Below are 24,906 nucleotides of genomic sequence, written 5' to 3'. Positions count from 1 at the left end.
TTCGGAATGTATCGGAAGATCATATGACAATTCTTGAATCCGTCAACGCAGGACAAATCTTGAATCCGTCAACACCGGACAAGTCTGAAATCCGTCAATGCCGGACAAGTCTTGAATCTGAAATCTTGAATTAATGCCATGCCGAACCTGCCGAAGCCACGTTTGTTTTTCCCTTCTTTTGCCTTGATGCAAAAGAAGCAAAAGATCAAGTCTCAAAAGCCCTACCCGATGGGTGCCCCGTGGTAGGGTCTGCTGCGCGGCGCAACTCGCCATGCCTGCGGCGTGGCTCAGACAGTGTCGCTTGCACAGGTCCCTATCTACGATCAGCTATCGACCCATTGCCGGGTCGGGCTTTTAGGCCAGGGTTGCTTTGCTGAGTGACAGTGGTATACGAATGGATTACAAAATACGCGTGAGCGAGAAGAAAAACACACGCGTCCAAAAAAGAAGCGCATGAATAAGGAAGGTAAATCCGCGTGAGCGGGGTATTAATGGATTTTCTCCATTGCTATTTTTTTTATATACTTTTTCCCAAAAGTTCTAGGTATTTCATCTCCCAATTTCTGATTTTCTATTTCGACCCATTTGCCTGATTCGTATTTATAAATAATAACCTTGCTATCAGTTTTTTCATTATAATATACAGCACTACCAGATTCTGAAGTCTCTTTAAATGGGCCTTCTAAATCAGTCTTATCTACAAAGAATGTATAAATATCAAATTCTTTAACTAGTCTCTCTTTATCTTTTGTAAAAAGTCTACTTGCTGCGCAATTTATATAAAAAAGAGGCTTATAATCTTTCTTATTATTGCACTCTCCTTTAGGGGTTTGAACTGCATCTTTTGTCCATTTCTCAGGAAATTGTTTTGAAATTGCATAAATACACCCTTGCCCGACCTGTACATCCTTCATGTAAAATTCATAATATATAACTGTAACATCATCTTCTTTCTTTATACTATATGTAGTTGTCCATACATATTCAGGGTTTTTAATTAAAGAAAAGAAGTCAATAGGTGATTCATTATTTTGTGCTTTACCTGAACCAAAAACACCTATCATAAGTATAATTAAATATTTTTTCATGGTTTTATTTAGTAGTTACTGGTCTAAAATATCCTTTCCAACCTTCATGTTTATATAAAGCTTTTCCGGTTCTTGTATATATTGATTTTCGGATACAACTTTTACAATAACCATCAAGGTCTTTTGAAAGTGATTCTTCGGAAGCCCCTAAACTTCCAATGGCTTCAATGACTGTTACTTTGTCTGTCTCCTTATCATAAGAAACAACAACCCCTGTATGCCCGTCACTAGAGCTTCTACTCCATAGGAAAACATCCCCTGGTCTAATATCCTTAAAATCTTCTTCTTCACTATTCTTTACGTGCTGTAAGAAACTATCGAACCTTCCATCCCTCATGCTACTTAACATCAAAGATGTATAAAATGGATGTGGAACTTCCTCTAAACCACAAACTTTCTGTAAAAAGCGTGCGACTAATTCGGAACAGTCCATTTTTTCTAAAGCCTGTTCAGTTGTATCATATCTTAAACTACCAGGCTGTTGTTCATAATCAGTTCCAAGAAACTCTTCAATTTCAGATAGAGCAGCACTTATTGTAGCGCCAAATAAATAATTTTCAATATTATCAGCATCTTTATCTTCAACTGTTATTACCAAAAGATTTGATATTGTGTTTCCATTATAATCTCCAAAAGGTAAAAGTTGTAAAACTTCCATATGCTCCAAAATGATAATTATCACCACCTTTATAGATATTACATTCCTTCTTTAAAACTTTAATATTTAATTCTGAATAATTATATTTTAGAACTGATATTTTAATTTCTTCATCTCCATATAGTTTAAAATTATAATCAATAAAGAAATTCTCGACACCATACTTCTTAATTACACAAGTTTCAGTTCCTGCTTCATTTGCATTTCTTATAGCATCTAAAATATCTTTTATTTCAACATCAGCATTAACTTTCATCGCCCCTTCCTCCATGCCTTCGAACAGGCCGGTGGTGGACTGGGGGGTATGGATGAGGTCCCTCCCGCCATGGGGCGGGATTAATTCAACCAGCGCGCTTCGCCTCGCGCCTGCTCGCGCAGCGCGGGTTTCATTGAAACTGCGTTTGATCAGGTGGGTGCACCTGTCGGTAAGTGCCGGTGTGGTTGGGTAGTCCATAAGGTTACCGGTTGTGCCTTGGGGTAAATATACAAAATTTTTCTCACTGAAGGTATGGCGGAGGTTAAAAACTCCATGCGCCAGCTTCCCGCCAGCGGGACAGGCAGTGGGCGATGGTGCGGGAGAGCACGGCTGCACCCCTTCTTTTGTCTTAAAGCAAAAGATCAAGGCTCAAAAGCCCTACCCGACGGGTACCCCGAGAGTGTCTCTGCATGCGCGACACAACTCGCCCCGCCTGCGGCGTGGCTCAGACAGTGTCGCTTGCACAGGCCCCTAGCTACGATCCGCTCTCGACCCATTGCCGGGTTGGGCTTTTAGGCCGGGATTTGCCTTTCTATGCAGTTTGTAACATCAATCGTTAAAAATCTGTGATGGCGGGACGCCAGCGGTGAAACCGCCGCCGAACACGCTCGTTTATTGCTTTTTTCAGCCTTGGCTCAACATAAAACAACAAAGAACTCAGGCACAGCCTGAAAGAATAGTTGTAAGCGGGTACGCTTAGCTAACCTACGCCCAACCCAATGTGCTTTTAATATAGTTACAGCCTCGGCTCAACTGGGGGATTTATTTATTGTTGTTTCTATTTTTTTAAATTTTTTATATTGTAGAATTCGTATTATAATGAGTAATGTAAATAATATTATGGCAAGATTTTTAACAGGAAAAATTAGACCTGCATCACCTAGATAATCCCATCCAGGATTAAATAATATATTAATAATTATTATTAAATTAAATATATCGAACAGTTTATAGATATAAATTTTAATTTTTTATTGAATAAAAAATTACTAATGGAATTATAAAGTAAAATATAGTATTAATTAAAGACCAAAATAATCCAAATAAAGATGAAAATGCATCAAAAGCAAATGGAGTATACTCCTTTTCAATATACTTTAGAATTACATCTTTTGAAATTGGCACATTATATTGATAAAAAAGAATAATATTGATCGGTAAAACTAATATGTTCTAAAATTAAACACAAAAATAAAATAAAGATTATCAAAAATAAAAGTTTATAAGAAAAACTTTAAAATTCATTTTTATCTATACTCCACTGCATTTTCATATAATTTAATCATTTTTATAAACTTGTTAACTTCTTTTTCACTTTAATTTCAAAATCTTTACCAATCCCTGTTTTATAATGAAAGGATCTAAATGTGTCGTTAAAATAATTATACTTATCTTCTAACACTGAAACATGACTTATTGGCTCCATTGGTTCAAATATACTTCTCGACCATGCACCAAGTGGCTGTAAGCCATCAAAATTAAATTTATCATTTATTTCCTGCCATACTTTTGTTACAATAATTGTTCTTGTTTGTGGATCATATTCTCCTTCAAAAAAATATCTATAACTAACTGAACCAAATGAAGTACTATGGGGATTGTTTATATCAAATACAAAATCCTCTTCCGCAACACTACAGTTACCAAAATTTAAGTCACCTATAACATAATTTTTACAATTATTAATATTTTCAAAACTTAATTCTAATTTAACTTTTTCATTTAATATTTTTCCCCTTAAATCATTTAAATCATATAATCTAAATTTATCATCTTCTAAATCTATTTCTATCTTTCTATTCTTATTCTTCTCAACATAGCTTAAATATTCTTCATTCCTTTCTTTTAATAATTGCCATGAATCTATAAATTTAAAGAGTTCTTCATCCATCTGAATATCTCCACCTCCTGTAAGCCAGTTATACATAAATACACTTGCATAATAATAGCCTCTGTACCACATATTCAATGGCAAATACAATATAAAGCGTTCTTTTTCGTTTAATTCTTTATAATAAACGTTTTTCTTAATTAAGTCTGCCTCTATTTCTTCAATATCTCTGTATATCCGTTCACAAGTATAAACTTTTTCATTTATCTTCAATGTCTCACTTCCAAAAAGTACAGAATGATTTTCCTTACCTGACAAAAAATCATATATTATATCTCTATCTTTTTCTGATAAACAGTTAATTAACCCAAAATCACCTAACTTGATTTGATACATAGTAGCATCATAAAAATTTGAATATTTTTCTGTCTTTTCAATATTTATATTAGAAAATTTACCGGCTTTCTCATATATTAAAAATAATTTATCTTGAATTTCATATTTGAAAAATTTCTCACCAGGTGTTAATGCTCCAATTTTTTTGCTATCAATAACTAAACTAATTTGGTAATTCTTGTATAAGCGTAACGACATTAATGATTTCTTTACATCAAGCATAAACATCGCCCCCTCCTCCATACCATCGAAGAGCCCGGTGGTGGACTGGGGGTTGTGTATGAGGTCACTCCCGCCGTGGAGCGGGATTAATTCAACCAGCGCGCTTCGCTTCGCTGGAGCTCGCTCAGCACGGGGTTTCATTGAAACTGGGTTTTGATAAGGGCGGTGTACCTGTCGGCTAGCGCCGGTGTGGTTGGGTAGTCCATAAGGTTGCCGGTTGTGCCTTGGGGTAAAAATACAAAATTTTTCTCACTGAAGGTGTGGCGGATCTGGTGGAAAATATGAGGAAGTTAGAGGAAGTTAAATAATGAAGTTAGAGGAAGTTAAAAGAATGATTCGGAATGATTCGGAACGATTCGGAAATAATCGGAAGGATTCGGAAGAACCGTGTTTAGTTTTTAGATTTTGGAGTTTCGAATTTTTTTGACCTCACCCCCTGCCCCTCTCCTGAAAAGGAGAGGGGAGTTAAGCCTCCCCTCTCAGGGGAGGTTTGGAGGGGTCCTTGGAAGGAAGAAGGATTCGGAATGATTCGGAAACATTCGGAATGTATCGGAAGATCATATGACAATTCTTGAATCCGTCAACGCTGGACAAATCTTGAATCCGTCTAAGCCGGACACAGCCTTGAATCCATCTTCGCCGGAAAATTCTGAAATCTTGAATCTTAAATCTTGAATTAATGTCATGCCGAGCCTGCCGAAGCCACGTTTGTTTTTCCCTTCTTTCGCCTTGATGCAAAAGAAGCAAAAGATCAAGGCTGAAAAGCCCTACCCGATGGGTACCCCGTGGTAGGGTCTGCTGCGCGGCGCAACTCGCCATGCCTGCGGCATGGCTCAAACAGCACCGCTTTCTTTATCCCACGCAACGACCCGCCCACGACCCATTGACCGAACAGGCTTTTATGCCGGGTTTGCTTTGCTGAGCGGCAGTGGTATACGAATGGATTACAAAATACGCACAAGCGAGAAGAGGAGCGCACTTGTTCAAAAGAAGTTTCGCACGAACAAGTGGAAGTTCAGGCGCAGTCCCGCTTTGCGGGATAAACTCTGCTGCTGATAGTCCGACGGCGGCACAACCGCCGCCGAACACGGTTCGTTTATTGCTTTTTACAGCCTTGGCTCAACTGGGGAATTAAAGCATGTTTTTCCATTTTGCTTTTTATGCATATATAGAAAAACTTCCATACTACCTGGAGTTATTAATCAGTATTATCCATGTTCTGTATAGTTATTGATTTTATCTTTTTGGTGGAATATTCAATTTCAAAAAGTAATAAATAAGAGTCATAATCTTTAATAAAAACATGCATAAATACATTTGATTTAGTTTTATTTAATTGTTTCTTCATTATAAGAAAACTTTTTGGAAATAAAGTTTCTAAAACTGAAATATTGTCTCCTATTTTGATTTTTTGATTCCTTATGGATAATATATATTTATCATTTGTAATCAAGTAATAGTTTAAATATTTTGCACCGTTTTCATCATATGAAAAGTAATTAATATTTAAACCTTTAAAATCATAATCATAATAAAATAATGGATATGAATCTTCTAGTTCTCCTGAAAATAATTCTTTAACACGTTTAACTTTATGAGTATAATTTTCCCCAAAAATTTTAATTACATCATTTGGATTGTTATTAATTGCAATCTGTTTGTTGTTTATCTTAATTTCTTCTTTGCTGATAGAATCGTAACTTGTTAAATCTTGCTCAATTGTACAACTTGAACACAAGATAGCAATCAGCAACCAGTCAAATAATTTATTCATATTCACCATTGTATATAAATTTAGTAGTTAAAAATTTATTTGGATTAACTTTTGTACCAGTTGTTAAATATAAATTTGTAAATGTAAATGGCATCTCCATTCTAAAAACTTTTTTTCATTTCCAGTATTTCCAGTGCATCCGATTAACTGGCCTTGTTTAATAGATTCCCCGTTCGGCTGAGTCTATACGCCTCAGTCGAATCTATCTCTTCGGGCTCTGCCCGGTAAATTTAGCTAATTGTACGTTTTCCACCGTATGTCTACGGTAATTACATCTATAACTGAATCTAATCCTGCGTAGTTGCGTGCGCTGGAATATAGGTAGTCCTCCGGGTTTACCACAAATCCCCCTCGAACTGGGGGAACAAGGGCGCAGAAGACGCGAACAAGTGGAAGCTCAGGCGCAGTCCCGCTTTGCGGGATAAACTCTGCTGCTGATAGTCCGACGGCGGTGCAACCGCCGCCGAACATGGTTCGTTTATTGCTTTTTACAGCCTTGGCTAAACTGGGGAATATGAAGAAGTTAAAGGATGTTAGAAGAAGTTAGAGGAATTTAAAAGAATGACTCGGAATGACTCGGAAACATTCGGAAGTATCGGAATTTCATGTGGCAATTCTTGAATCCGTCTTAACCAGACAATTCTGAAATCTTGAATCTTAAATCTTGAATCTTTATCCGTCTTCGCCGGAAAATTCTGAAATCTGAAATCTTAAATCTTGAATCTTTATCCTTTATCCTTTAAACTTTATCCTTTATTTCACCGTGCAAGTCCAGAACTGTTTACATAAAATTTAAGAAATCGGCCAGATTTATTGGTCGCTTATGATAAAAATAAGTTTACTTTTGCTCTTGCAGAAAAAAGAGTGATATGAATTTCCCTGCTGATTTATCGGAAAAATATTTTTGCTTGAATGGAGAGGTTCTGCCACTTGAGCAATTCAGTACCGATTTGCTTGAGGGCGAGAATATTATTTATGAGGTAATACGTGTTAAGCAGTCAACCCCTATATTTATTGAGGAGCATTTAAAACGGTTTATGCACTCTGCTGCCTCTATGGGATATAACAACATTAGGGCTGATGAGGTTATTGCATCAATAAAAATGCTGCTTAAATCGAATCCTGTTGAAGAGAAAAACCTAAGAGTAACCTATTATCAGAAATTTACAACAAGTATAGAAAGCGTTCTACTCATATACTTTATACCATCGCGTTACCCGTCAGAAGTTGAAAAGCAGAGAGGAGTTTATGTTGAAACCCTCGAAGCAGAGAGATATAACCCAACCATAAAAGTTGAAAATAAGGCTCTTCGAGCAATTGCAAACGAAATACTTACCACAGGACAATGCTACGAAGTGCTTTTGGTTGATCATAATGGAAATATTACAGAGGGGAGCCGTTCAAACGTCTTTTTTATTATAAACAATAAAGTAATTACAGCACCCGACCACCTTGTACTAGGAGGGATAACAAGGCAAAAAGTCGTAGACATCTGTAAAAGAAACAGCTTACAACTTGAATTTAAATGTCTTAACATTAACGAAATTGGAAACATATCGGGATGTTTTATTACAGGGACATCGCCTGGTGTTTTGCCTGTTAGTAAAATTGACTCAATAAACCTTAGCAAAATTCCAGGAATTATTTACCAGATTGCTGATGAGTACGAAAAGATGGTTAACACTTGCCAAAAAAATTGGAGATAAAGGTATGCAGATAGCAGTAATACAAAGCGATTTACACTGGGAAAATTCAACAAGGAATTTTGAACAGTTTGAAAGTATTCTTGCCGAGATCAAAAATGGGACTCACCTAGTTTTACTACCTGAGATGTTTACAACTGGTTTCAGCATGAATCCCGAAAAACTTGCTGAGAAATACCCTGGAAAAACTGTGGAATGGATGGTTTTGCAGGCTAAAAAACATGGTTTTGCAATAGTGGGGAGCCACATTGCTGAGCATCAAGGTAAATTCTATAACCGTATGGTTTTTGCGCATCCAACTGGAAAAATTGACATATACGACAAGCGCCATCTTTTTAGAATGGCCAACGAGGATAAGCACTACACTGCAGGTGAAAATAGAGTAGTTGTTGAATACTTGGGCTGGAGAATAATGCTTGCTGTCTGCTACGACCTTCGTTTCCCTGTTTGGTTACGCAATCAAAACGATTACGACCTTATGCTGCTTGTTGCCAATTTTCCCGAACGTAGGCGATATGCATGGAACTCATTACTAGTTGCACGTGCCATTGAAAACCAAGCTTATATTGCTGCTTGCAATAGAGTGGGTACTGATGGTAATGGATTTAACCACACTGGCGATTCGCAAATACTTGACCCCATGGGGCAGCTTATCGCACTAGCAAAACCTAATAGGAAAGAAATTATTTATGCTGATATTGATTTGGAACACCTTAACCGAATACGCGAAGGTTTTCCAGTACATCTTGATGCCGATAGGTTCAAAATTATCGATTAGCCAAAGTGCTTTTCAGATTTTGCTTTTAAGATAGATTGTTAAATCCCTTATTGAATCGAATGTTGGATTACGATCGGTAGTACCTAGAATCCATTGCACCTTACCTTCCTGCTTTACCACTTGAACACAAATATCAGATGAGCAGTTTTCGGTGAGCTGAACTTCAAATCCTAAACGTTGAAGAGCATGAGCAGTCCATCGTTTAACATGCGAATCGGCTCCAACAATGCTTGCCTTTTTCCTAGTATTATGCTTATAAACAAAGTGGCCTGTTTTAATATCGAACGTAACCGAGGTGCTATCCATCAGCCTATTTAAGCTACCAGAAAGTACAATATCTTCGGGAGCGCCAACACGTATACCATCGGGCAGCATCAACCAAATAGTATCAACAAGGCCAAAGGCCGTTTGCAAATCGTGAGTAGATATTATCACTATTTTACCACTAGCGCTCTGCTCACGGAGCAAACGCATAACCTCAAATTTGTTTGGAAGGTCAAGATAAGCAGTTGGCTCATCCATAATAATTATGGGAGTATCCTGAGCAATAGCAAAAGCAATCATTACACGCTGTCGTTCACCATCGCTTAAATTATCGATAAACCGGTTACAATAGCTCCACATCCCAACCGCACCAATTGCTTTTTTAACCATTTCATGGTCATCGGCACGAAGCTTTTCAAACCAACCCTTATATGGATATCGAGCCATAGCAACAAACTCATAAACTGTTGTATGCGACGCATGGGCTGGTTCCGACGGGATAAAACTAACCAGCTTTGCAAATTCTGAATGAGAAATGGTGTTTGTGCTCACCCCATTGATGTAGACATTACCACTCAACGCAGGTTGCAAACGTGATAAGGTCCTTAATAGCGTACTCTTCCCCACTCCATTTCGTCCTACAAGGGCAATCAGCTCATTGTTTAGCGCAACAATATTTAGAGCAGGATATTTAAAACTGGCTCCACTTCCGTTTACATATCCAGGTATTAATCCTTTTATGTCAATAACCACCCGCCCCATTAGCTTACAATACGTTTATTTTTAAGCACAATGTAAATTACGATAGGTATTCCCATCAAAGAAGCAATAGAATTTAAAGGCAGCACCATAGCCGAACCCGGTAGCTGTGCCAAAATATCGCAAAGCAAAAGAGTTGCGGCACCAGCTAAAGCAGAACCAGGTAACAATACAGCATGATTTGATGTACGAAATAGCATTCTCGCAACATGAGGAACAGCAATCCCAACAAAAGCAATAGGGCCATTGAATGCAGTAGCAGCACCAGCAAGGACACTAGTAGAGAGAAATATTAGAAAGCGAACGCGTTTTACATTAAAGCCCAAATTGCGAGCATAAGCCTCACCAACTGCAATAACATTTAAGGGACGAACAAATATTACTGAGAGTAACAATCCTAAACCAACCAACAAAGAGTATAGCCATAGCTTTTCGCGCCCAACTCCGCCAAGGCTTCCCATGGTCCAGATAACATAGTTCTTAAGAGATGACTCACTTCCAAAATATTGCAGTAGACTTGTAATGGCAGAAACCGCAGCGCCAAACATCATCCCAAGGATGAGCAAGGTCATTATATCCCTAACCCGCAATGAAACGCTTAAAATGAGAAGCAACACCAGAAAAGAGCCAGCAAGTGCAGCAAAAACCACGCTGATTTGCCCACCAAGGAACGAAATACCAAAGGCAGATGCTCCCATAAGAACAGTTGCAACCCCCAAACTCGCACCAGAGCTAATTCCTAACACATATGGTCCAGCCAAAGGATTACGAAAAATGGTTTGCATCTGCAAGCCACTAACTGCTAAAGCAGAACCAGCAAGAATTGCCGAAACAACTTTAGGTACTCGAAAAAAATGAATAATAGAGCTATTGGCACTTTCTATATTGCCACCTAAAAGGTAATTAATCACATCGGAAAAAGGCACCGATACAGAACCAAGCAATATGCTAAGAAACGAAAGAATTAAAACACTTAAGGTTAGAAAAACAAATAATATTAAGTTTCTACGCTGTTGCACGTTTACTTTATTACTTAAAAATTAATAACCTTATCGGCCCACTCAACCAGTTCAACACAATCGTTCATTGTTGAAATAGGGCAAAGCTCAGTTCCATCCATGCTTCTAGTCTTTAGGCATGTACCACAAGCTAAAATTTCACCCCCATTGTCGGCAAACGAATTCATTTGCTCATCAACATTATACTTTCCAGATATCAATCCTTGACACTCAACTGCTTCGCCCATAAGAAAAACTTTTACCTGATGCCCTTTCTTTAGCGATGCAACTGCAAATCTAAACGCATTCCATGCCTTCTCAGGCTCCTTAGTTTCTAGAATAATTCCAAATTTCATGGTTAGCAAAGTTTAAAATTTATAGCTGTCAAAGATAGGTATCAATTTACATATTTAAAATCGTTGTTATCCAAATGTAATAATCTTAGAAATGCTGGTTAATATCGATATATGAAACTCAAAAATGTCCTAACCCATTACTTTAACTTCTGATAGAAAAACAAGGTATCGGATGGTAGTAGGTCTGGATGAATAATTTTAATGATGTCTCTAAGAATAAGTTCTGGATGTACTGCCCCATACTCCCAAAAGTCGTTTCCTCCACCTTTCCCAATACGTTTATTATTGTTATACACCTCGCCCGTTTGGTAAGGTTTGAAATTTGTAAATCGTTTATCAACTTGTTCAATATCATTCAACGAATTTGCATCACCTGTATTTAACCAAATATCGCTATTAAGTCCTACTTTATAAGCCACCTCGGTGCTCATTGGATAGCTTGAGACTCCCTCTATCTCTTGGAAACAATATTTCCCTCCAGCATCATCTATAAATTTCACAAAATAGTTATCGGCACCTGGGAAATACCAAATATCTCGATAAGGTAAGTTAAGAAAAACAATCTTGTTGTTTATTTCGGAATTTGCAACTAGCTTAAACCGATTATAACTATTTTTTACCGAGCTAAAAATAGAATCAGCCAAATCTTTTTTATCAAGGAATAGGCCAAAAAAACGTATCCATTCAGCGCGACCTAAAGGGCTATTCTCTAGAAAGTCGGGAACACTAACCACTTTTAAACCTAACTCCCGCATCTTTTCAATATACGAGGTAGCCTCACCATTAACATTAAAAACAAATACTACGTCAGGTTTCAGCTTGCTCAAAAGCTCATAGTTTAATGTTTGACCATACCCCACCTCAGCTATCTCACCTTTCTCAACTCGGCTATAAACTCGCGAATTATTAACAAATTGTGTTCCAGAAATACCTACAATAACAGAATCGGATAGCAGCTCGCTAATATATCCCACATGAGTTGACGACATGCAAACAACCCGTTTTACAGGAATGGTAATTATATTATCGCTATCGCTCCTAGAACTATCGTGTGTAAGCCAATACGTTTGAACATCAGCTATATTGTTTGAATTGCTTTTAACGCTAACTTTTATTTTTGAGTCGGACTCCTCAAAATCAAAACCTACAGCATACTCCGCATTTTTCCTACTGTGCTCTACCGCATTCTTTTTTGAAGAATGGTTGCACGAAGTAGCCAATAGCAAACAAGTAAAGGCAAAAATGATATACCGTATTCTCATTTTAAACACTTTTTCTCGCAAATTTATTAAACACATCAAGAAATAAAGCATTTTGTACCTTTTTATTTCTACAACACTCAACCGACACCAAAATAAAAGCCAAACACTTTTAACAGAACGGCTTAATAAAAAAACGCTATCTTAGTATATTGAAATTGATATCATTTTTACACATGAAAAACTATCCTAATAAAATAGATATTGCTGACTATCCAGGCTATATGCTTCTTATTAATAAAAATGGAACAATATTGAGCTATAGCCCATCGGTAGTGATTTTAGCAAATAAAAAAATAACAACGGAAAGCAAATTAGATGATTTGTTCCCTAATTTAAAATTAGCTCTTTCAAATAAAGAAAAAACATCGCTCTTTAGCCATTCACATAAAAATAAAGAATTCATACTTAAAGCAACTGTTAAACCTGTTGAGCCAGATTTTTTTTTAGTTAAAATAGATGATGTTACTAAACTTGTTAAACTTGAAAAGGTAAATCAAATTCTTATTAAGCTATCATCGGCCGAAGTTGAAAGTTCATCTCCCGAGACATTTTACAAGCAAATGCAGGCCGAACTCAATAAACTTTTTGATGCACAAAATATATACCTTGTTTTATTTGACAAAAGCGGTCAGCAGCTAAATTTAGCATACCTAAGCGATACGCATCAGATTTCGGCGAGCTATCCACGCGGAAACACGTTTGCCCTATGGGTTGCTCATCGAGGTAAGGGCGTTATACTCGATAAGCAGCAAATTACTAGCATAAAAAGAAAGCATAAGCTAAACTTTTTTGGTCCTGAAGCGCTTTGTTGGATGGCCGTACCGCTTAAAACTAAAAACGAAACCATAGGAGTTCTTGCCGTACAGAACTACCGAAACGTAAATGCCTACAACCAAAACGACCTTGAAGTACTGGAGTTTGTTTCAAAACTAATTACGCAGCTAATAGTGCAGCGCGAGAGGGAATTTGAACTTCAACTTGCCAAAAAGAAAGCTGAAGAATCGGACCGGTTAAAATCGGCATTTCTGGCCAATATGAGCCACGAAATTAGAACACCTCTTAACGCGATAATTGGATTCTCAGAGCTTCTTACTCGAGAAAACATTAGCTCTGAAAAAAAGAAAGTTTATGCCGACTATCTAACAAGTAATGGGCAATTACTACTCACACTAATTGATGATATTATTGAACTTTCAAAGATTGAGGCAGGAATCTATTCAATACGTAGGCAAGCAGTAAACATAGGTGAACTTTTTACTGAGCTGCATCAATATGCCATTAACGAAAAGAAGAGGCAGAGAAAGGACATTTCAATTATTAGGAATATCGACTTCAACACAAATATTACTCATATTCTAGCCGATAGCGAGAGGTTACGACAGGTTATGCTTAACCTTATAAACAATGCAGTAAAGTTCACTAACAAAGGGAGTATAACTATTGGCTACTCAACTCCAAACAACGCCACCATTGAATTTTTTGTAAGAGATACAGGAATTGGGATACCAAAACATTTACATGATGCTATTTTTGAGCGGTTCCGTCAGGTCGACGACTCACCACGCAGAAACTTTAGCGGTGCTGGTCTTGGTCTTGCCATTTCAAAAAGATTAGTTGAACTGATGGGAGGTAAAATCAGAGTGGAATCGGAACCAGAGAAAGGCTCAACCTTCTACTTCACCATTCCATTAATACTTCCAAACGTTGAACAACTGCCTACAAACAAAAATGCAGACACTAACAAAACGGCAAACAGAACCATTCTTGTTGTTGAAGACAATGAAGCCAACCTAACCTACCTAAATGATGTGCTATCATTTTTAAATGCAAAATGTATTTCCGCAACATCTTTTAACACAGCCATTAAGCTGTCCCAAAAAGAACATTTTGATGCAGCGCTAATTGATATACAACTACCCGACGACGACGGGTTAAAGCTAATAGCTGAGCTAAAAAAAACTTATCCCAACATCCCAATAATAGTACAATCGGCGTTCACTTTAAATGAATACAAAGAGAGAGCAATGGAAGCAGGAGCGTCGGCTTACTTAACAAAACCTATAGCTGCAAAAGAGCTTTTAAATGAGCTAAACAAATTATTCTAGTTTAGCTACCTATCTAAAACTGAAAATTTGTATATTTTTATAACGCAATACTAACAACAACAATGATTATTAAACTTAAGCATATATTAGTTCTACTACTTTTGGGCCTTCTACAATATAGCTTTGCCTATAATGAAAAAGATTCCCTACTTTTTTTCAATCAACAAATTCAAAAATTTGAGAAGCTCAACCAAAAAGCTAAACTACTAGAAACGCTAATTCATAAATCGGAATACCTGCTAAGAAAAGGCGATATTGATAATGCCCTAATTGAGGCCAACCAAGCACTAGTTGAGGGACTTAACATTGGTAGTGAGTATTACCTAGAAAAGGCGTATAGATTACTTTCCAAGATTCATCTTGCTAAAGGATTATACTTTGAATCAACGGAGTATTTGCGTTCTGGTTATCAGTACAGTAAAGCCATTAAGGATTCTGCTAAAATAAGCTGGTATTTGTCTACGTTAAGCGAAGTGGAGGTGGAATTGGGAAAGCTGAACGATGCAATAGAAATCAACATAAATGCCATTAACTTTTTTAAGCAGCTTAACGATACCCTAAACCTGGGACGTATTTATATCTCTCAAGGAATTATTCATACAGAATTTGGAAATTTTGCCACAGCTAAAAGCTATCTTGAAAATGCTATAGCATTTTGTAGCCTATACAACGATAGCCTCCTTATCGGAAAGGCTTATATTGCCCTTGCCGCAAATCATTTAAGACAAAAGAGGTATATACGAATTGAACAAGATTTAAAGAAAGCAAGGTTATACTTATCAAAATACACCAAGGAATACCTAAGAAGCAAAACCCTTGAAGCAGAGTATAAACTGAATCAAAATAAAACGGAGCAGGCCATCACAATAATCTCAAATGTAATTGAAAAACAGACTAAAATTGGTGATAAAATTGGCAAAATCAATTCATTGCTACTACTTGGAAAATCATACTCAAAACAGAAAGACTATAATGAAGCCAAAACAGTTTTTGAGGCATGTCTAAAAGATGCTAAGAACTTAAGTCTGAGCAATATATCGCGACAAGTTTTTCGAGAGCTTTCCATTATAGAAGAGAAGAATGGAAATATAAGCAAGGCGCATCAATATATAAAACGATATATCTCAATTACCGATAGCCTTTACAACATTCAAAAAATTAGCGAAGCAAACAGGTTTGAGAACCTTGCAACCATTAGACAAAAAGAAAAAGAGATACAGGAGCAAAGAGAAGTACTTTTACGGAACGAGTCGTTGCTTAATAAATCGCGTTTTAGGCAAGCAATGTTAATAGCCTTTGTGGTTTTCCTCCTTACTCTTTTCGTATTATCGTACAACGCATATAGAAACAAACAGAAGGCAAACCAACTATTGGCCGAACAAAACAAAAAGATTGAGAGCCAAAAAAATCTTCTTGAACAAAGAACCAGGGATATAAACGATAGTCTAAACTATGCAAAACGTATTCAGCGGGCCATTTTCCAAACCTCTGAAATGCCCACCAAGTATTTTGATGAATCGTTCCTGATTTTCATTCCTAAGGAGCTCGTTAGCGGGGATTTTTACTGGTTTAAAAAGGTTGAAAAACAGGTTCTTTTTGCCATAGCCGATTGTACTGGGCATGGCGCTCCAGGAGCATTCATGAGTATAATAGGGATGTTTGGTTTGAACCAGATTGTTAATGAGCTAAAGGAGAGCAACCCAAGCGATGTACTGCAAAACCTTAACGAGCTTTTCAACAAGTCGTTTGAGCAAAAGGAAGGTTCCGAAATATTTGACGGAATGGATATTGCCTTTTGCAGTTTCTCAATACCAACAAAAGAGGTAAGATTTGCTGGAGCAAACATCTTTTTGCATGTAGTTAGAAAGACTAGAGCCAAAGCCGTGTCAAACACTATTCTTAGTCAAAACGAAGCCTATACCCTTTATCAAGTAAAGGGAGAAAGGCAATCGATTGGTTATAAGGCCAACAACGAGCCTTTTACCACTCATAGCATTCAGCTTGAGAAAGACGATATTATTTACATTTTTACCGATGGCTTTACTGATCAGTTTGGAGGCCCCAAAGGGAAAAAATATAGGCTTACAGAGTTTCGTAACCTGCTAATTGAAATTGCTCATCTTCCCATGGTAAAACAAAAAGATTACCTTATTGAACACTTCTCAAACTGGAAAGGAGATAATATCCAGGTTGATGACGTAACGATTCTAGGAATAAAAGTTAGCTAACAAAAAAAATCCTCATCCAATTGGTTAGAAACCAGCAATCTACCTTATCTTTAAAAAATAAATAATATCCTGGCTTTAGGGCTCTAATTACCACTAACATACAAATCAATTACGCAATTTAAACCATTATTGCAAACCTTACAGAATTTTTTAGAATGTGAAAACATAATACAATCAATCTCTGGCCTGTACATTCCTTTACTTAAATAGCTAGCTCCCTCAAAAGCCCCCACCTTTCCAAAAAACTTGTCGTTTTTATTGAGCCTGCCACTTGCCTCATACTCTTCCTTTTCCCATGGTGTTGGGATAGGAGTACCCTGGTCAACCAGGTTTTTCCATTTAAGGTTATCGGAATCTAGGAGTGCGGTAACGTTGAATTCCCAAGGCTCATATTTGGGTGGCGAAACCTGATAGGCAACTTCGCTTGTGTAGTATTCATCGGCAAGACCCGCAATATGATGTCCCATCTCATGGACCATTACATATCCAGAGCTAATAGATTTTGCCGATGCGGTTATGTATAAATTATAAATTCCTCCACCACCATACTTATTAGAATTTAGAAGTATGACAAGAAAATCATAGGGTGCTGCCGAAGCAAAATCTCTAACAGTCCACTCCCTCTCTGTAAGTACATACCTCTCAATACCAAAAGTATAATATGATGAACCTAAAATATTTGAGGGGTAAAAGTTATCGCGTTGAAGCCTTATGCCGCTTGTTGGAGATATGGTATAAATACCTACAACATTAAAGTCTGACTTTCTGCTCTTAAAAGGTTCTACGGAGAAAAACTCTCTCACAAAACGTTCGGCATCTTTAGTGAAATTAGCGGTATCGTTAACTGAGTAACCATCAGCAAGAATTGCTATATCAACCTTTTGGGTTGGCTTACCATTTTTTAGCAAGTATCGCACTTTTACACTAGGGGAAACATGTTTGGTTTTTGAGTAGTTCTCGGGGTCAATGGTTTCCGTCCAAACTATCTTAAAAGTATTTGTACTATCGCGCTTTCGCATAACCAAACGAAACCTGTTCTTAGGCCATGGAAAACGAATACTCTCCTCAAAGGTTTTATTCGTTTCACGTGCTTCTTTTATGGTTTGCCACTCACCAAACACACTACAGAAACCTTGGGTATAAAGCACCTTACCAGTCTCGTCATCAACAATATCAAAGGCATAAAGGCCTAAATTATAAGGGTCATTCAAAACTTCAACACGCCCGCCCCATTCACCATCGTTCTTAACTCCAAAAAGGCTAAATGTTTCAGTATTCCATGTGCCTGAATGAAGATAGTCAACCCTCATGGTCTTATTTTGAAAATACTTGTCAAAATCTATCTTTCCATCATCAGTCTGACTGTAAGCAGAAAATGCAACAAATAGTATTGTTATGAATAAAAAACTACGCCTCATGATTATTATTTTTAGAAAGGACATCATATACATTACCATCAAAATCGTACATTGCTCCCATACTATCAACGGTCAAACAGCTATGTACTGGAAGAATGGCTAGGAGGTCGCCTGGTTTTAAGTCATCCAAACTGCCATTCTCATATTGAATTATTCCATGCTCTTGGCTTAATGATTTCACATAGGCACCAGGTGTAGGCTCGTCCCATACTTTGTTGTTAAAACGCGAAACTAATCCATAACAGTCGATACCATTAATAGCTGTTTTCTCTTTTGAGAGATGAACAGCTCCCCCATGAACAATCAGCTTTTGTTTTTCGGGGTACACATCTACAACAGGCACAATAAGTGCTGCCGCTATTTGCGATACATTGCAAGAACCTATTCCAAGCTGCATCGTATCGTAAAAGACAAAGTTACCAGGACGAATTTCGCTTATTCCCCAGAAATCATCTGCAACGGAGCATGTTGGTGTATCCCCATATGAGATAATTATGTCTGGATATTGCTCCTTCCAAAAGGCACGTAGCTTAGCCAAACGGGTTAATGCCTCGGTGTGAATCTTCTCTATCTCACTTTTACCTCTAGCGCTATAAGAATGTCCAGCATGTGTTAAAAATCCTTTGAAAGAGAAATTTGATTTATCAGCAATCAAATTAAGCATCAACGCTTGGGTGCGCGTATCCTCAGGCAGAATACCCGACCGGTTCTGACCAACATCTATCTCAATAAAAACACCAATTTTTGCACTAATCACATCGAGCGCAGCCAAAAGATTTCGCGGAGAGGAAAAAATTAGGTTTAGGTTGATTTTTTCAGCTAAAGCGTTTACTCTCTCAGCCGTATGAGGGATAAATGGGAATGCAATGGTTATATCACACCAACCATCACTAGCAAAGTATTCAGCCATACCTATAGATGAAACGGTTATCTTATCGACCCCGTATTTTTTAAAAAGACGCCCTATAGCTCTGCTTTGGTGTGTTTTAAAATGCGGCCTAAAACTCAGCTTTGCATTCTTGGCCTTAATGGCCATATCCGCTATATTTCTTTCACATCTCTCAATATCGACTAGTAAGAAGGGATAATCACTAATCATTACTCTTATATTCACTTTCTAACATAAAACGTTTCCCCATAGTAAGTTGGGGTAAAAGAACTAGCGATAATCTTTTTAAAACATTAACAACCACCTCATCATCATTAATGGTAATAGTTGGTTTATCGAAGTTTAAGCTAAGAAATCGAGGGATGGTTTTATGCCTGATAAATTGCATAAAATTCTCTCGTTTCTCAACAATGATATAGTCTTCACTAAATAAAAAGTCTTTTAGCCTATCAATGTTGACATGGGAAGTTGGAGCGATATGAATATCGACACGTTTATAGGATAACGATGTGGTAATTGCCACTATAATTGGCAAGATTACCGTTAGAGGTATAAAGGTTATGTAATATTTCCAAAATACAGACCATTGAAAATCGCCTCCAATTAGGATAATAAGCGCAAGAAACACAAACATTGCAATAAGCATCAACACAAAGTGCAAAAGGAATATCTCGATATGTCCTTTGCTTTTTGCAGGCTTAACATGAACATCGAGTGACATATTTTTTCTATTTAAGTTATCATAAACTGATTATCATTTCAAAAATAGTTCAAAAAGCATCAAATTGTTCTAAAAAAACGGAATAATTGTATTAAAAAACCTCACATCCTTTAAGTCCCTTTGAAGAAGCAAAAGCGCGAAACATGCCAGTTGTGTTCATTAGGGTACAAATATTTCCCATCTTATCAACAGCAATAATACCACCAAAACCGCCAGCGTTTAAAAGTTTACCCATAACAACCCTCTCAGCAGCAGCATTTAACGAAAGATTTTGATACTCCATAAGAGCTGAAATGTCATGAGCAACTGTGTAACGAATAAAATACTCGCCATGTCCAGTTGCAGAGACTGCACATGTTGCATTATTGGCATAGGTACCTGCCCCAATAATGGGCGAATCCCCAATTCGTCCCCATCGCTTATTTGTCATACCGCCAGTTGAAGTCGCTGCAGCCAGGTTCCCATGGGTATCAAGCGCTACACATCCAATGGTCCCCATTTTTTCCTTGGAAAGAACTCTTTGTAACGACTCCCACCTGCTTTTAGTAAAAAAATAGCTACTATCAACTATCTCTAGGCCTTGTTCTCTAGCAAATTCCGAGGCACCGCTTCCAGAGAGCATAACATGAGGTGATGCCTCCATAACCTTACGAGCCAAGGAAATAGGATTTTTCACATTTCTAACGCCTGCCACAGCACCTGCATTAAGTGTTTTTCCATCCATAATGGCCGCATCCAACTCATTCCTTCCTTCATGAGTAAACACAGCTCCCTTTCCCGCATTAAATAACGGACAATCCTCAAGATATCGAGCTACCTGCTCCACTGCATCGAGACTACTACCCCCAGACTTTAGAATAGCAACACCTATGCTTAACGCTTTGTTCAGCTCAGTTTTATACTCATCGAGCTGTTCCTTAGTAAAATGCTCGGGTTTCATGTTTCCAGCACCACCATGAATGGCTATACTCCAATTTTGCGAGTAGATATTCTGTACATTCAGAACTATAGCTAAAAGAACTATCTTAATAATCTTATACATCGCTTTATGAATTTTAATGGTTTTTATTACGTTTGCAATTTAAAATTTTAATGGATATGAAGAATCGAATTTACTTTGGAATTAAATATTTTATTTTCTGGGTTTTACTTTTTGCCTTATATAGAATTATTTTTCTTCTATATCAGTTCAACTTTTTAAAAACGATATCTTTCTCTGATTTTGTTTCCATTATAATTAGAGGTGCATGGATGGATGCCTCATTAGCGGGTTATATTCTAATGCTAACATTTGTTGTGTTTAGTATTCTATTCCTTGTAAAATCAAAAATAATTAATGTCGTTTTAAACTCACTAACAATTTTGTTTCTTACACTTATAAATACCATTGCAATTGGCGACTTGGAGCTATACCGAAATTGGGGATTTCGTATTGATGCAACTCCACTTCTCTACCTTAAAACACCTAAAGAGGCTATGGCCTCGCTCAAAACATACATGTTATTTCTCTTCTTGCTACTAATTGTAGCCACTATTTATCTAAGCTATCGTGCTTATAAAAAATGGGTTGCCAAAGAGTTAAACGATATAGCACCATTAAAACTTTGGCATATTCCCATTACACTGTTTATTGCAGCAACAATGATTATTCCTATCCGTGGTGGATTTGGAATTGCTCCCATGAATCCAGGTAAAGTTTATTTCAGCCAAAATAATTTTTGCAATCATGCCGCTCTTAATCCGGTTTGGAACATGATGTACTCCATAAGCAAAAGTGGTGCAATGAATAAGGTGTACCCCATAAAAATTGATAAGGGAGTTGCCGAAAAGCGGTTTGATGAAATGATAAAAACCGATAGCACGATACAAGTCCTTAATACAACAAAACCCAACATTCTCCTTATACTATTGGAAGGTTTTGGCGGTAAGATTGTAGAGCCATTAGGCGGGCTACCTAATGTTACACCAAATCTGAACCGATTCTGCAACGAAGGAATCCTTTTCAAAAGAACAGTTGCAAGCGGTGATAGAAGCGATAAAGGGATTATAGCTGTATTAGCAGGCTTTCCAGCACAACCCACCCAATCGGTTATTAAATACCCCACAAAATCGCGAAAGTTAGCTACCATTGGAGGAGTTCTACACGATAATGGGTATACAAACACCTTTTACTATGGTGGCGACCCCGATTTCGCCAACATCCGCTCATTCCTTTTCCATGCCAAATTCCAACGACTTGTTACCCAAGATGATTTCCCTAAAAGTTACCGAAACTCAAAATGGGGAGTACACGATGAACACGTTTTCAACTACTTGCTCAACGATTTGGATACAGCAAAGGGACCGTTCTTTAAAATGTTCTTTACCCTTAGCAGCCATGAACCTTTTGAAATTCCAGCAAAACGCAAATTCAGGGGCAATAATGAACTAGAACAGTACCTAAGTTCAGCCTATTATACCGATAGCTGTTTGGGCGATTTCATTTCAAAAGCAAGAGCAAAAGAATGGTATAAAAACACACTAATAATACTCATTGCCGACCACGGACATCGCCAACCAGGTAATCATCCCAACCATGAACCAAAAAAATATGGCATTCCCATGGTTTGGCTTGGAGGCGCGCTAGCGCAAAAATCAATGGTTGTAGATAAAACCTGCTCGCAAATCGATTTGGCAGCCACACTTCTTTCGCAGCTCAATTTACCACACGCCAGCTTCCCCCTTTCTAAAAATGTTCTCTCCAACAAGTACACACCATTTGCCTATTTTGCTTTCAATGAGGGTTATGGATTTATTAACCAAACCGATACACTGGTTTATGACCTTGTAGGTCAAAAATACCTTTACGAAAAAGGCTCAAGCCTTGATCAAACCAAAACCGACGCCTGGGCATTTTTTAATGCTTACCAGGAGATTTTTAAAGGATTGTGATTTGGTCAACAATTACGTTTTTTAGATTCAAGCAACTTTTAAACCAAAGGTCATGAAAGCACTTTTTTTGTATTGCAAAACATTCGGCTACAACCCAACAACCAGGACACTAGATTTTGTACCTGAGGCAAAAGAGCCAAAAGAATTTTCCGATATTCAGGTTGCATTTATTCAGGCTGAGAAAGAGGATGAGGAACGTATGGCCGATGTTGAAAAGAAGCTGGTTAAAAATATTAAGTGGGTATGCGGTAAAAATGGGGTAAAAAAAGTTATCCTACACTCCTTTGCTCACCTTTCCGAAAGTAAAGCTGACCCAGAATTTACCCTTAAACTATTTGAAAACGTTGAAAAAAGGCTTAAATCGGTAGACTATGAGGTGTACCAAACTCCATTTGGGCACTTCTTAGATTTAAAACTCGATGCACCAGGCCATTCGTTAGCTCGCGTTTTTAAGGATATTTAGAACTTGGATTCAAACAAAAAAGAGACACCTCAAAAACGAGGTGCCTCTCGTTGTAGTATGTCGAAAGTAATTAAATCGACTTAAGTTCCTTAAGATAAGTATTTTTGGGTTTCACTCCAACCAAACGCTTAACCTCTTTACCATTCTTAAAAATGATAACCGTTGGAATATTCCGGATATTGTACCTTGCTGCAACCTGTCGCGATGTCTCCACGTTGAGTTTTCCAACCTTCACCTGACCTTTTAATTCGTCGGCAATCTCGTTCATTACCGGGACAAGCATCTTACAGGGAGTACACCACTCAGCCCAAAAGTCAACAATGGTTACGCCATTTCGTGTGATATTTGCAAAGTTCTTATCGGTCAAATGAATGATGTTTTGGCTAGTTGGAATATTCTCAACATTTTTCATTTTATAGTAACCATATGCAAACATGATTACCAAAAGTGCTATAAAAGCAAGAAGAATGATTAACCAGGTACTCATGCTGTAACTTTTTCGGTTCGTTTCAACTCAAAAACATGGTTTGCGGCAGCAAGTGCAGCAATTGTAGCTTCACCAACAGCTGTAGTAACTTGACGGTAACGCTTTGCAATGGAATCGCCAGCTGCAAAAATACCTGCTACAGATGTTTGCATATCAGCATCCACTACAATTTCATCCCTCTCGTTTAGGTCTATCAAGCCCTTTAGAAACTCAGTGTTTGGCTGATATCCAATAAATATAAATGCTCCCTCGGTGTTAAACCATTTTCGTTCACCAGTTTTCTTATCGTGCAACAGTACTCTCTCCAATTTCCCATCACCAACAAACTCCTCAACAAGGGTTTCCATGATAAAATTGATCTTAGGATTAGCTTTAGCCTCCTCAACATAAGCCGGGAATGCTTGAAAATGGTCAAATTGGTGCACAATTGTTACCTTTGAAGCGTACTTGCTAAGTGAAACAGCTTCCTCTAAAGCTGAGTTTCCACCTCCAACTACTATAATCTCCTTACCTGTAAAGAACTCACCATCGCATGTTGCACAATACGAGATACCCTGACCTTTAAAATCCAGCTCACCTTTAACTCCGAGCATACGTGGTGTTCCACCGGGTGTAAGGATTAGCGCGCTTGCGGTATAACTTGTATCGCCCACCTTAACAACCTTTAAGCTACCATCAACTGAAATTTGGGGTATCTGCGAGATAGTCTTAATAACAGCACCGAACGATTGGGCCTGTTTTTTCATAGTTGAAGCCAGCTTGTAACCACTTGTTGGTTCAACGCCAGGATAGTTAGCTATCTCATGGGTTAATACAAGTTGCCCGCCAACGGTACCATGGTTAAGGATAAGAGTATTTAGCTTAGCCCTTGAAAGGTAAATGCCTGCCGTTAAACCGGCAGGCCCAGCACCAATTACAATAGCATCGTAATGGTTACTTTGAGTCATAGCAATTAGTTTTGTGGTTTACCAAACTGTTCATCAAGTATGGCACGAACCTGCTCCATGCTTTGAATGCTGCTGGTTGCCTTTACCACCTTCCCATTCTTGTAATACATGGTAAAAGGAAGTCCCATAAAACCTTTAGCTTCAGGAGCATTTCTAATGACTGCTGCATCGGGAAGGTCGAATAGCATGTCGGCAAATTTCACATGCTTATACTCATCTTCGAGCTCCTCCATGATGCCATAAACTGGAATACACATAGGGCCCATTCGTCCACAGCAAATCATTACATTCTCATTCTCTTCTAGAATCTTCTTCCACTCATCTGCCGATGCAATGTGGGTTAAATTTGTGTCTAGTGTCATAGCTTTTTAT

At 37.8% G+C, this 24,906-nt stretch carries 22 protein-coding genes; 6 read left to right on the top strand and 16 right to left on the bottom strand.

Features of this window, described 5'->3' with window-relative positions:
- Window positions 1-488: 488 nt before the first annotated feature.
- From FHG85_RS05220 to FHG85_RS05200, 5 genes are all read right to left on the bottom strand, one after another.
- A complete protein-coding gene (locus FHG85_RS05220) occupies window positions 489-1,088 on the bottom strand; it encodes a hypothetical protein (RefSeq protein ID WP_173073684.1) in 600 nt (199 codons plus the stop codon).
- A gap of 4 nt (window positions 1,089-1,092) precedes the next feature.
- Window positions 1,093-1,746 (bottom strand): CHAP domain-containing protein, encoded by a 654-nt coding sequence (locus tag FHG85_RS05215; RefSeq protein WP_173073682.1) that lies wholly within the window; start codon window positions 1,744-1,746, stop codon window positions 1,093-1,095.
- A complete protein-coding gene (locus tag FHG85_RS05210) occupies window positions 1,709-2,200 on the bottom strand; it encodes a hypothetical protein (protein WP_173073680.1) in 492 nt (163 codons plus the stop codon). Before FHG85_RS05210 ends, FHG85_RS05215 begins: the two co-directional genes overlap by 38 nt.
- Before the next feature lie 1,090 nt (window positions 2,201-3,290).
- Complete coding sequence (locus FHG85_RS05205) at window positions 3,291-4,592, bottom strand: hypothetical protein (RefSeq protein ID WP_173073677.1); 1,302 nt, start codon at window positions 4,590-4,592, stop codon at window positions 3,291-3,293.
- Window positions 4,593-5,649: 1,057 nt separating this feature from the next.
- Window positions 5,650-6,234, bottom strand: a complete 585-nt coding sequence (locus tag FHG85_RS05200) for a hypothetical protein (RefSeq protein WP_220429237.1) — start codon at window positions 6,232-6,234, stop codon at window positions 5,650-5,652.
- Window positions 6,235-7,094: 860 nt separating this feature from the next.
- Between FHG85_RS05200 and FHG85_RS05195 the strand changes: the two genes are divergently transcribed.
- Both FHG85_RS05195 and FHG85_RS05190 read left to right on the top strand, forming a co-directional pair.
- Window positions 7,095-7,931 carry an aminotransferase class IV gene (locus FHG85_RS05195; protein ID WP_173073673.1) on the top strand — a complete coding sequence of 279 codons (837 nt, stop codon included), beginning with the start codon at window positions 7,095-7,097 and terminating at the stop codon, window positions 7,929-7,931.
- The gene (locus FHG85_RS05190; protein WP_220429236.1) at window positions 7,885-8,706 is read left to right on the top strand and encodes an amidohydrolase; all 822 of its coding nucleotides are present in this window, start codon (window positions 7,885-7,887) and stop codon (window positions 8,704-8,706) included. The genes FHG85_RS05195 and FHG85_RS05190 overlap by 47 nt, the downstream gene beginning before the upstream one ends.
- A 12-nt stretch (window positions 8,707-8,718) precedes the next feature.
- On the opposite strand, the gene FHG85_RS05185 is transcribed toward FHG85_RS05190, so the two are convergent.
- From FHG85_RS05185 to FHG85_RS05170, 4 genes are all read right to left on the bottom strand, one after another.
- Window positions 8,719-9,732: an ABC transporter ATP-binding protein gene (locus FHG85_RS05185; RefSeq protein ID WP_173073671.1), complete on the bottom strand. Its 1,014-nt coding sequence runs from the start codon at window positions 9,730-9,732 to the stop codon at window positions 8,719-8,721.
- On the bottom strand, window positions 9,732-10,748 hold the full coding sequence (locus FHG85_RS05180; protein WP_173073669.1) for an iron ABC transporter permease: 1,017 nt from the start codon (window positions 10,746-10,748) through the stop codon (window positions 9,732-9,734). Before FHG85_RS05180 ends, FHG85_RS05185 begins: the two co-directional genes overlap by 1 nt.
- A gap of 14 nt (window positions 10,749-10,762) precedes the next feature.
- Complete coding sequence (locus FHG85_RS05175) at window positions 10,763-11,083, bottom strand: DsrE/DsrF/TusD sulfur relay family protein (RefSeq protein WP_173073667.1); 321 nt, start codon at window positions 11,081-11,083, stop codon at window positions 10,763-10,765.
- Between the two features lie 137 nt (window positions 11,084-11,220).
- Window positions 11,221-12,345 carry an ABC transporter substrate-binding protein gene (locus FHG85_RS05170; RefSeq protein WP_173073664.1) on the bottom strand — a complete coding sequence of 375 codons (1,125 nt, stop codon included), beginning with the start codon at window positions 12,343-12,345 and terminating at the stop codon, window positions 11,221-11,223.
- 173 nt (window positions 12,346-12,518) lie between these two features.
- On the opposite strand from FHG85_RS05170, the gene FHG85_RS05165 reads away from it, so the two are divergent.
- Window positions 12,519-14,450 carry an ATP-binding protein gene (locus FHG85_RS05165; RefSeq protein WP_173073662.1) on the top strand — a complete coding sequence of 644 codons (1,932 nt, stop codon included), beginning with the start codon at window positions 12,519-12,521 and terminating at the stop codon, window positions 14,448-14,450.
- Between the two features lie 62 nt (window positions 14,451-14,512).
- Window positions 14,513-16,678, top strand: a complete 2,166-nt coding sequence (locus tag FHG85_RS05160) for a SpoIIE family protein phosphatase (RefSeq protein ID WP_173073660.1) — start codon at window positions 14,513-14,515, stop codon at window positions 16,676-16,678.
- 83 nt (window positions 16,679-16,761) lie between these two features.
- Here FHG85_RS05160 and FHG85_RS05155 read toward each other — a convergent pair whose 3' ends face one another.
- From FHG85_RS05155 to FHG85_RS05140, 4 genes are all read right to left on the bottom strand, one after another.
- Complete coding sequence (locus FHG85_RS05155) at window positions 16,762-18,096, bottom strand: M64 family metallopeptidase (RefSeq protein ID WP_173073658.1); 1,335 nt, start codon at window positions 18,094-18,096, stop codon at window positions 16,762-16,764.
- On the bottom strand, window positions 18,086-19,195 hold the full coding sequence (locus tag FHG85_RS05150; protein WP_262886949.1) for an alanine racemase: 1,110 nt from the start codon (window positions 19,193-19,195) through the stop codon (window positions 18,086-18,088). The genes FHG85_RS05155 and FHG85_RS05150 overlap by 11 nt, the downstream gene beginning before the upstream one ends.
- The gene (locus tag FHG85_RS05145) at window positions 19,188-19,706 is read right to left on the bottom strand and encodes a hypothetical protein (protein ID WP_173073653.1); all 519 of its coding nucleotides are present in this window, start codon (window positions 19,704-19,706) and stop codon (window positions 19,188-19,190) included. The genes FHG85_RS05150 and FHG85_RS05145 overlap by 8 nt, the downstream gene beginning before the upstream one ends.
- A gap of 91 nt (window positions 19,707-19,797) precedes the next feature.
- Complete coding sequence (locus FHG85_RS05140) at window positions 19,798-20,748, bottom strand: isoaspartyl peptidase/L-asparaginase family protein (protein ID WP_173073651.1); 951 nt, start codon at window positions 20,746-20,748, stop codon at window positions 19,798-19,800.
- Window positions 20,749-20,804: 56 nt separating this feature from the next.
- On the opposite strand from FHG85_RS05140, the gene FHG85_RS05135 reads away from it, so the two are divergent.
- Window positions 20,805-22,637: an LTA synthase family protein gene (locus tag FHG85_RS05135; RefSeq protein WP_173073648.1), complete on the top strand. Its 1,833-nt coding sequence runs from the start codon at window positions 20,805-20,807 to the stop codon at window positions 22,635-22,637.
- Between the two features lie 52 nt (window positions 22,638-22,689).
- The gene (locus FHG85_RS05130) at window positions 22,690-23,100 is read left to right on the top strand and encodes a threonyl-tRNA synthetase editing domain-containing protein (protein ID WP_173073646.1); all 411 of its coding nucleotides are present in this window, start codon (window positions 22,690-22,692) and stop codon (window positions 23,098-23,100) included.
- Window positions 23,101-23,170: 70 nt separating this feature from the next.
- On the opposite strand, the gene trxA is transcribed toward FHG85_RS05130, so the two are convergent.
- Genes trxA through FHG85_RS05115 form a run of 3 tightly spaced genes read right to left on the bottom strand, consistent with a single transcriptional unit; the run spans window position 23,171 to window position 24,896 of the window.
- Entirely contained in the window at window positions 23,171-23,587 is a 417-nt protein-coding gene (gene trxA, locus FHG85_RS05125) for a thioredoxin (RefSeq protein ID WP_246249278.1), read from the bottom strand.
- On the bottom strand, window positions 23,584-24,534 hold the full coding sequence (locus FHG85_RS05120; protein ID WP_173073644.1) for an NAD(P)/FAD-dependent oxidoreductase: 951 nt from the start codon (window positions 24,532-24,534) through the stop codon (window positions 23,584-23,586). Before FHG85_RS05120 ends, trxA begins: the two co-directional genes overlap by 4 nt.
- 5 nt (window positions 24,535-24,539) lie before the next feature.
- Entirely contained in the window at window positions 24,540-24,896 is a 357-nt protein-coding gene (locus FHG85_RS05115; RefSeq protein ID WP_173073642.1) for a YbbN family protein, read from the bottom strand.
- Window positions 24,897-24,906: the final 10 nt, after the last annotated feature.

The organism is Tenuifilum thalassicum (genome assembly GCF_013265555.1).
Taxonomy (GTDB): domain Bacteria; phylum Bacteroidota; class Bacteroidia; order Bacteroidales; family Tenuifilaceae; genus Tenuifilum; species Tenuifilum thalassicum.
This window is presented reverse-complemented; position numbering and strand designations above follow the sequence as displayed.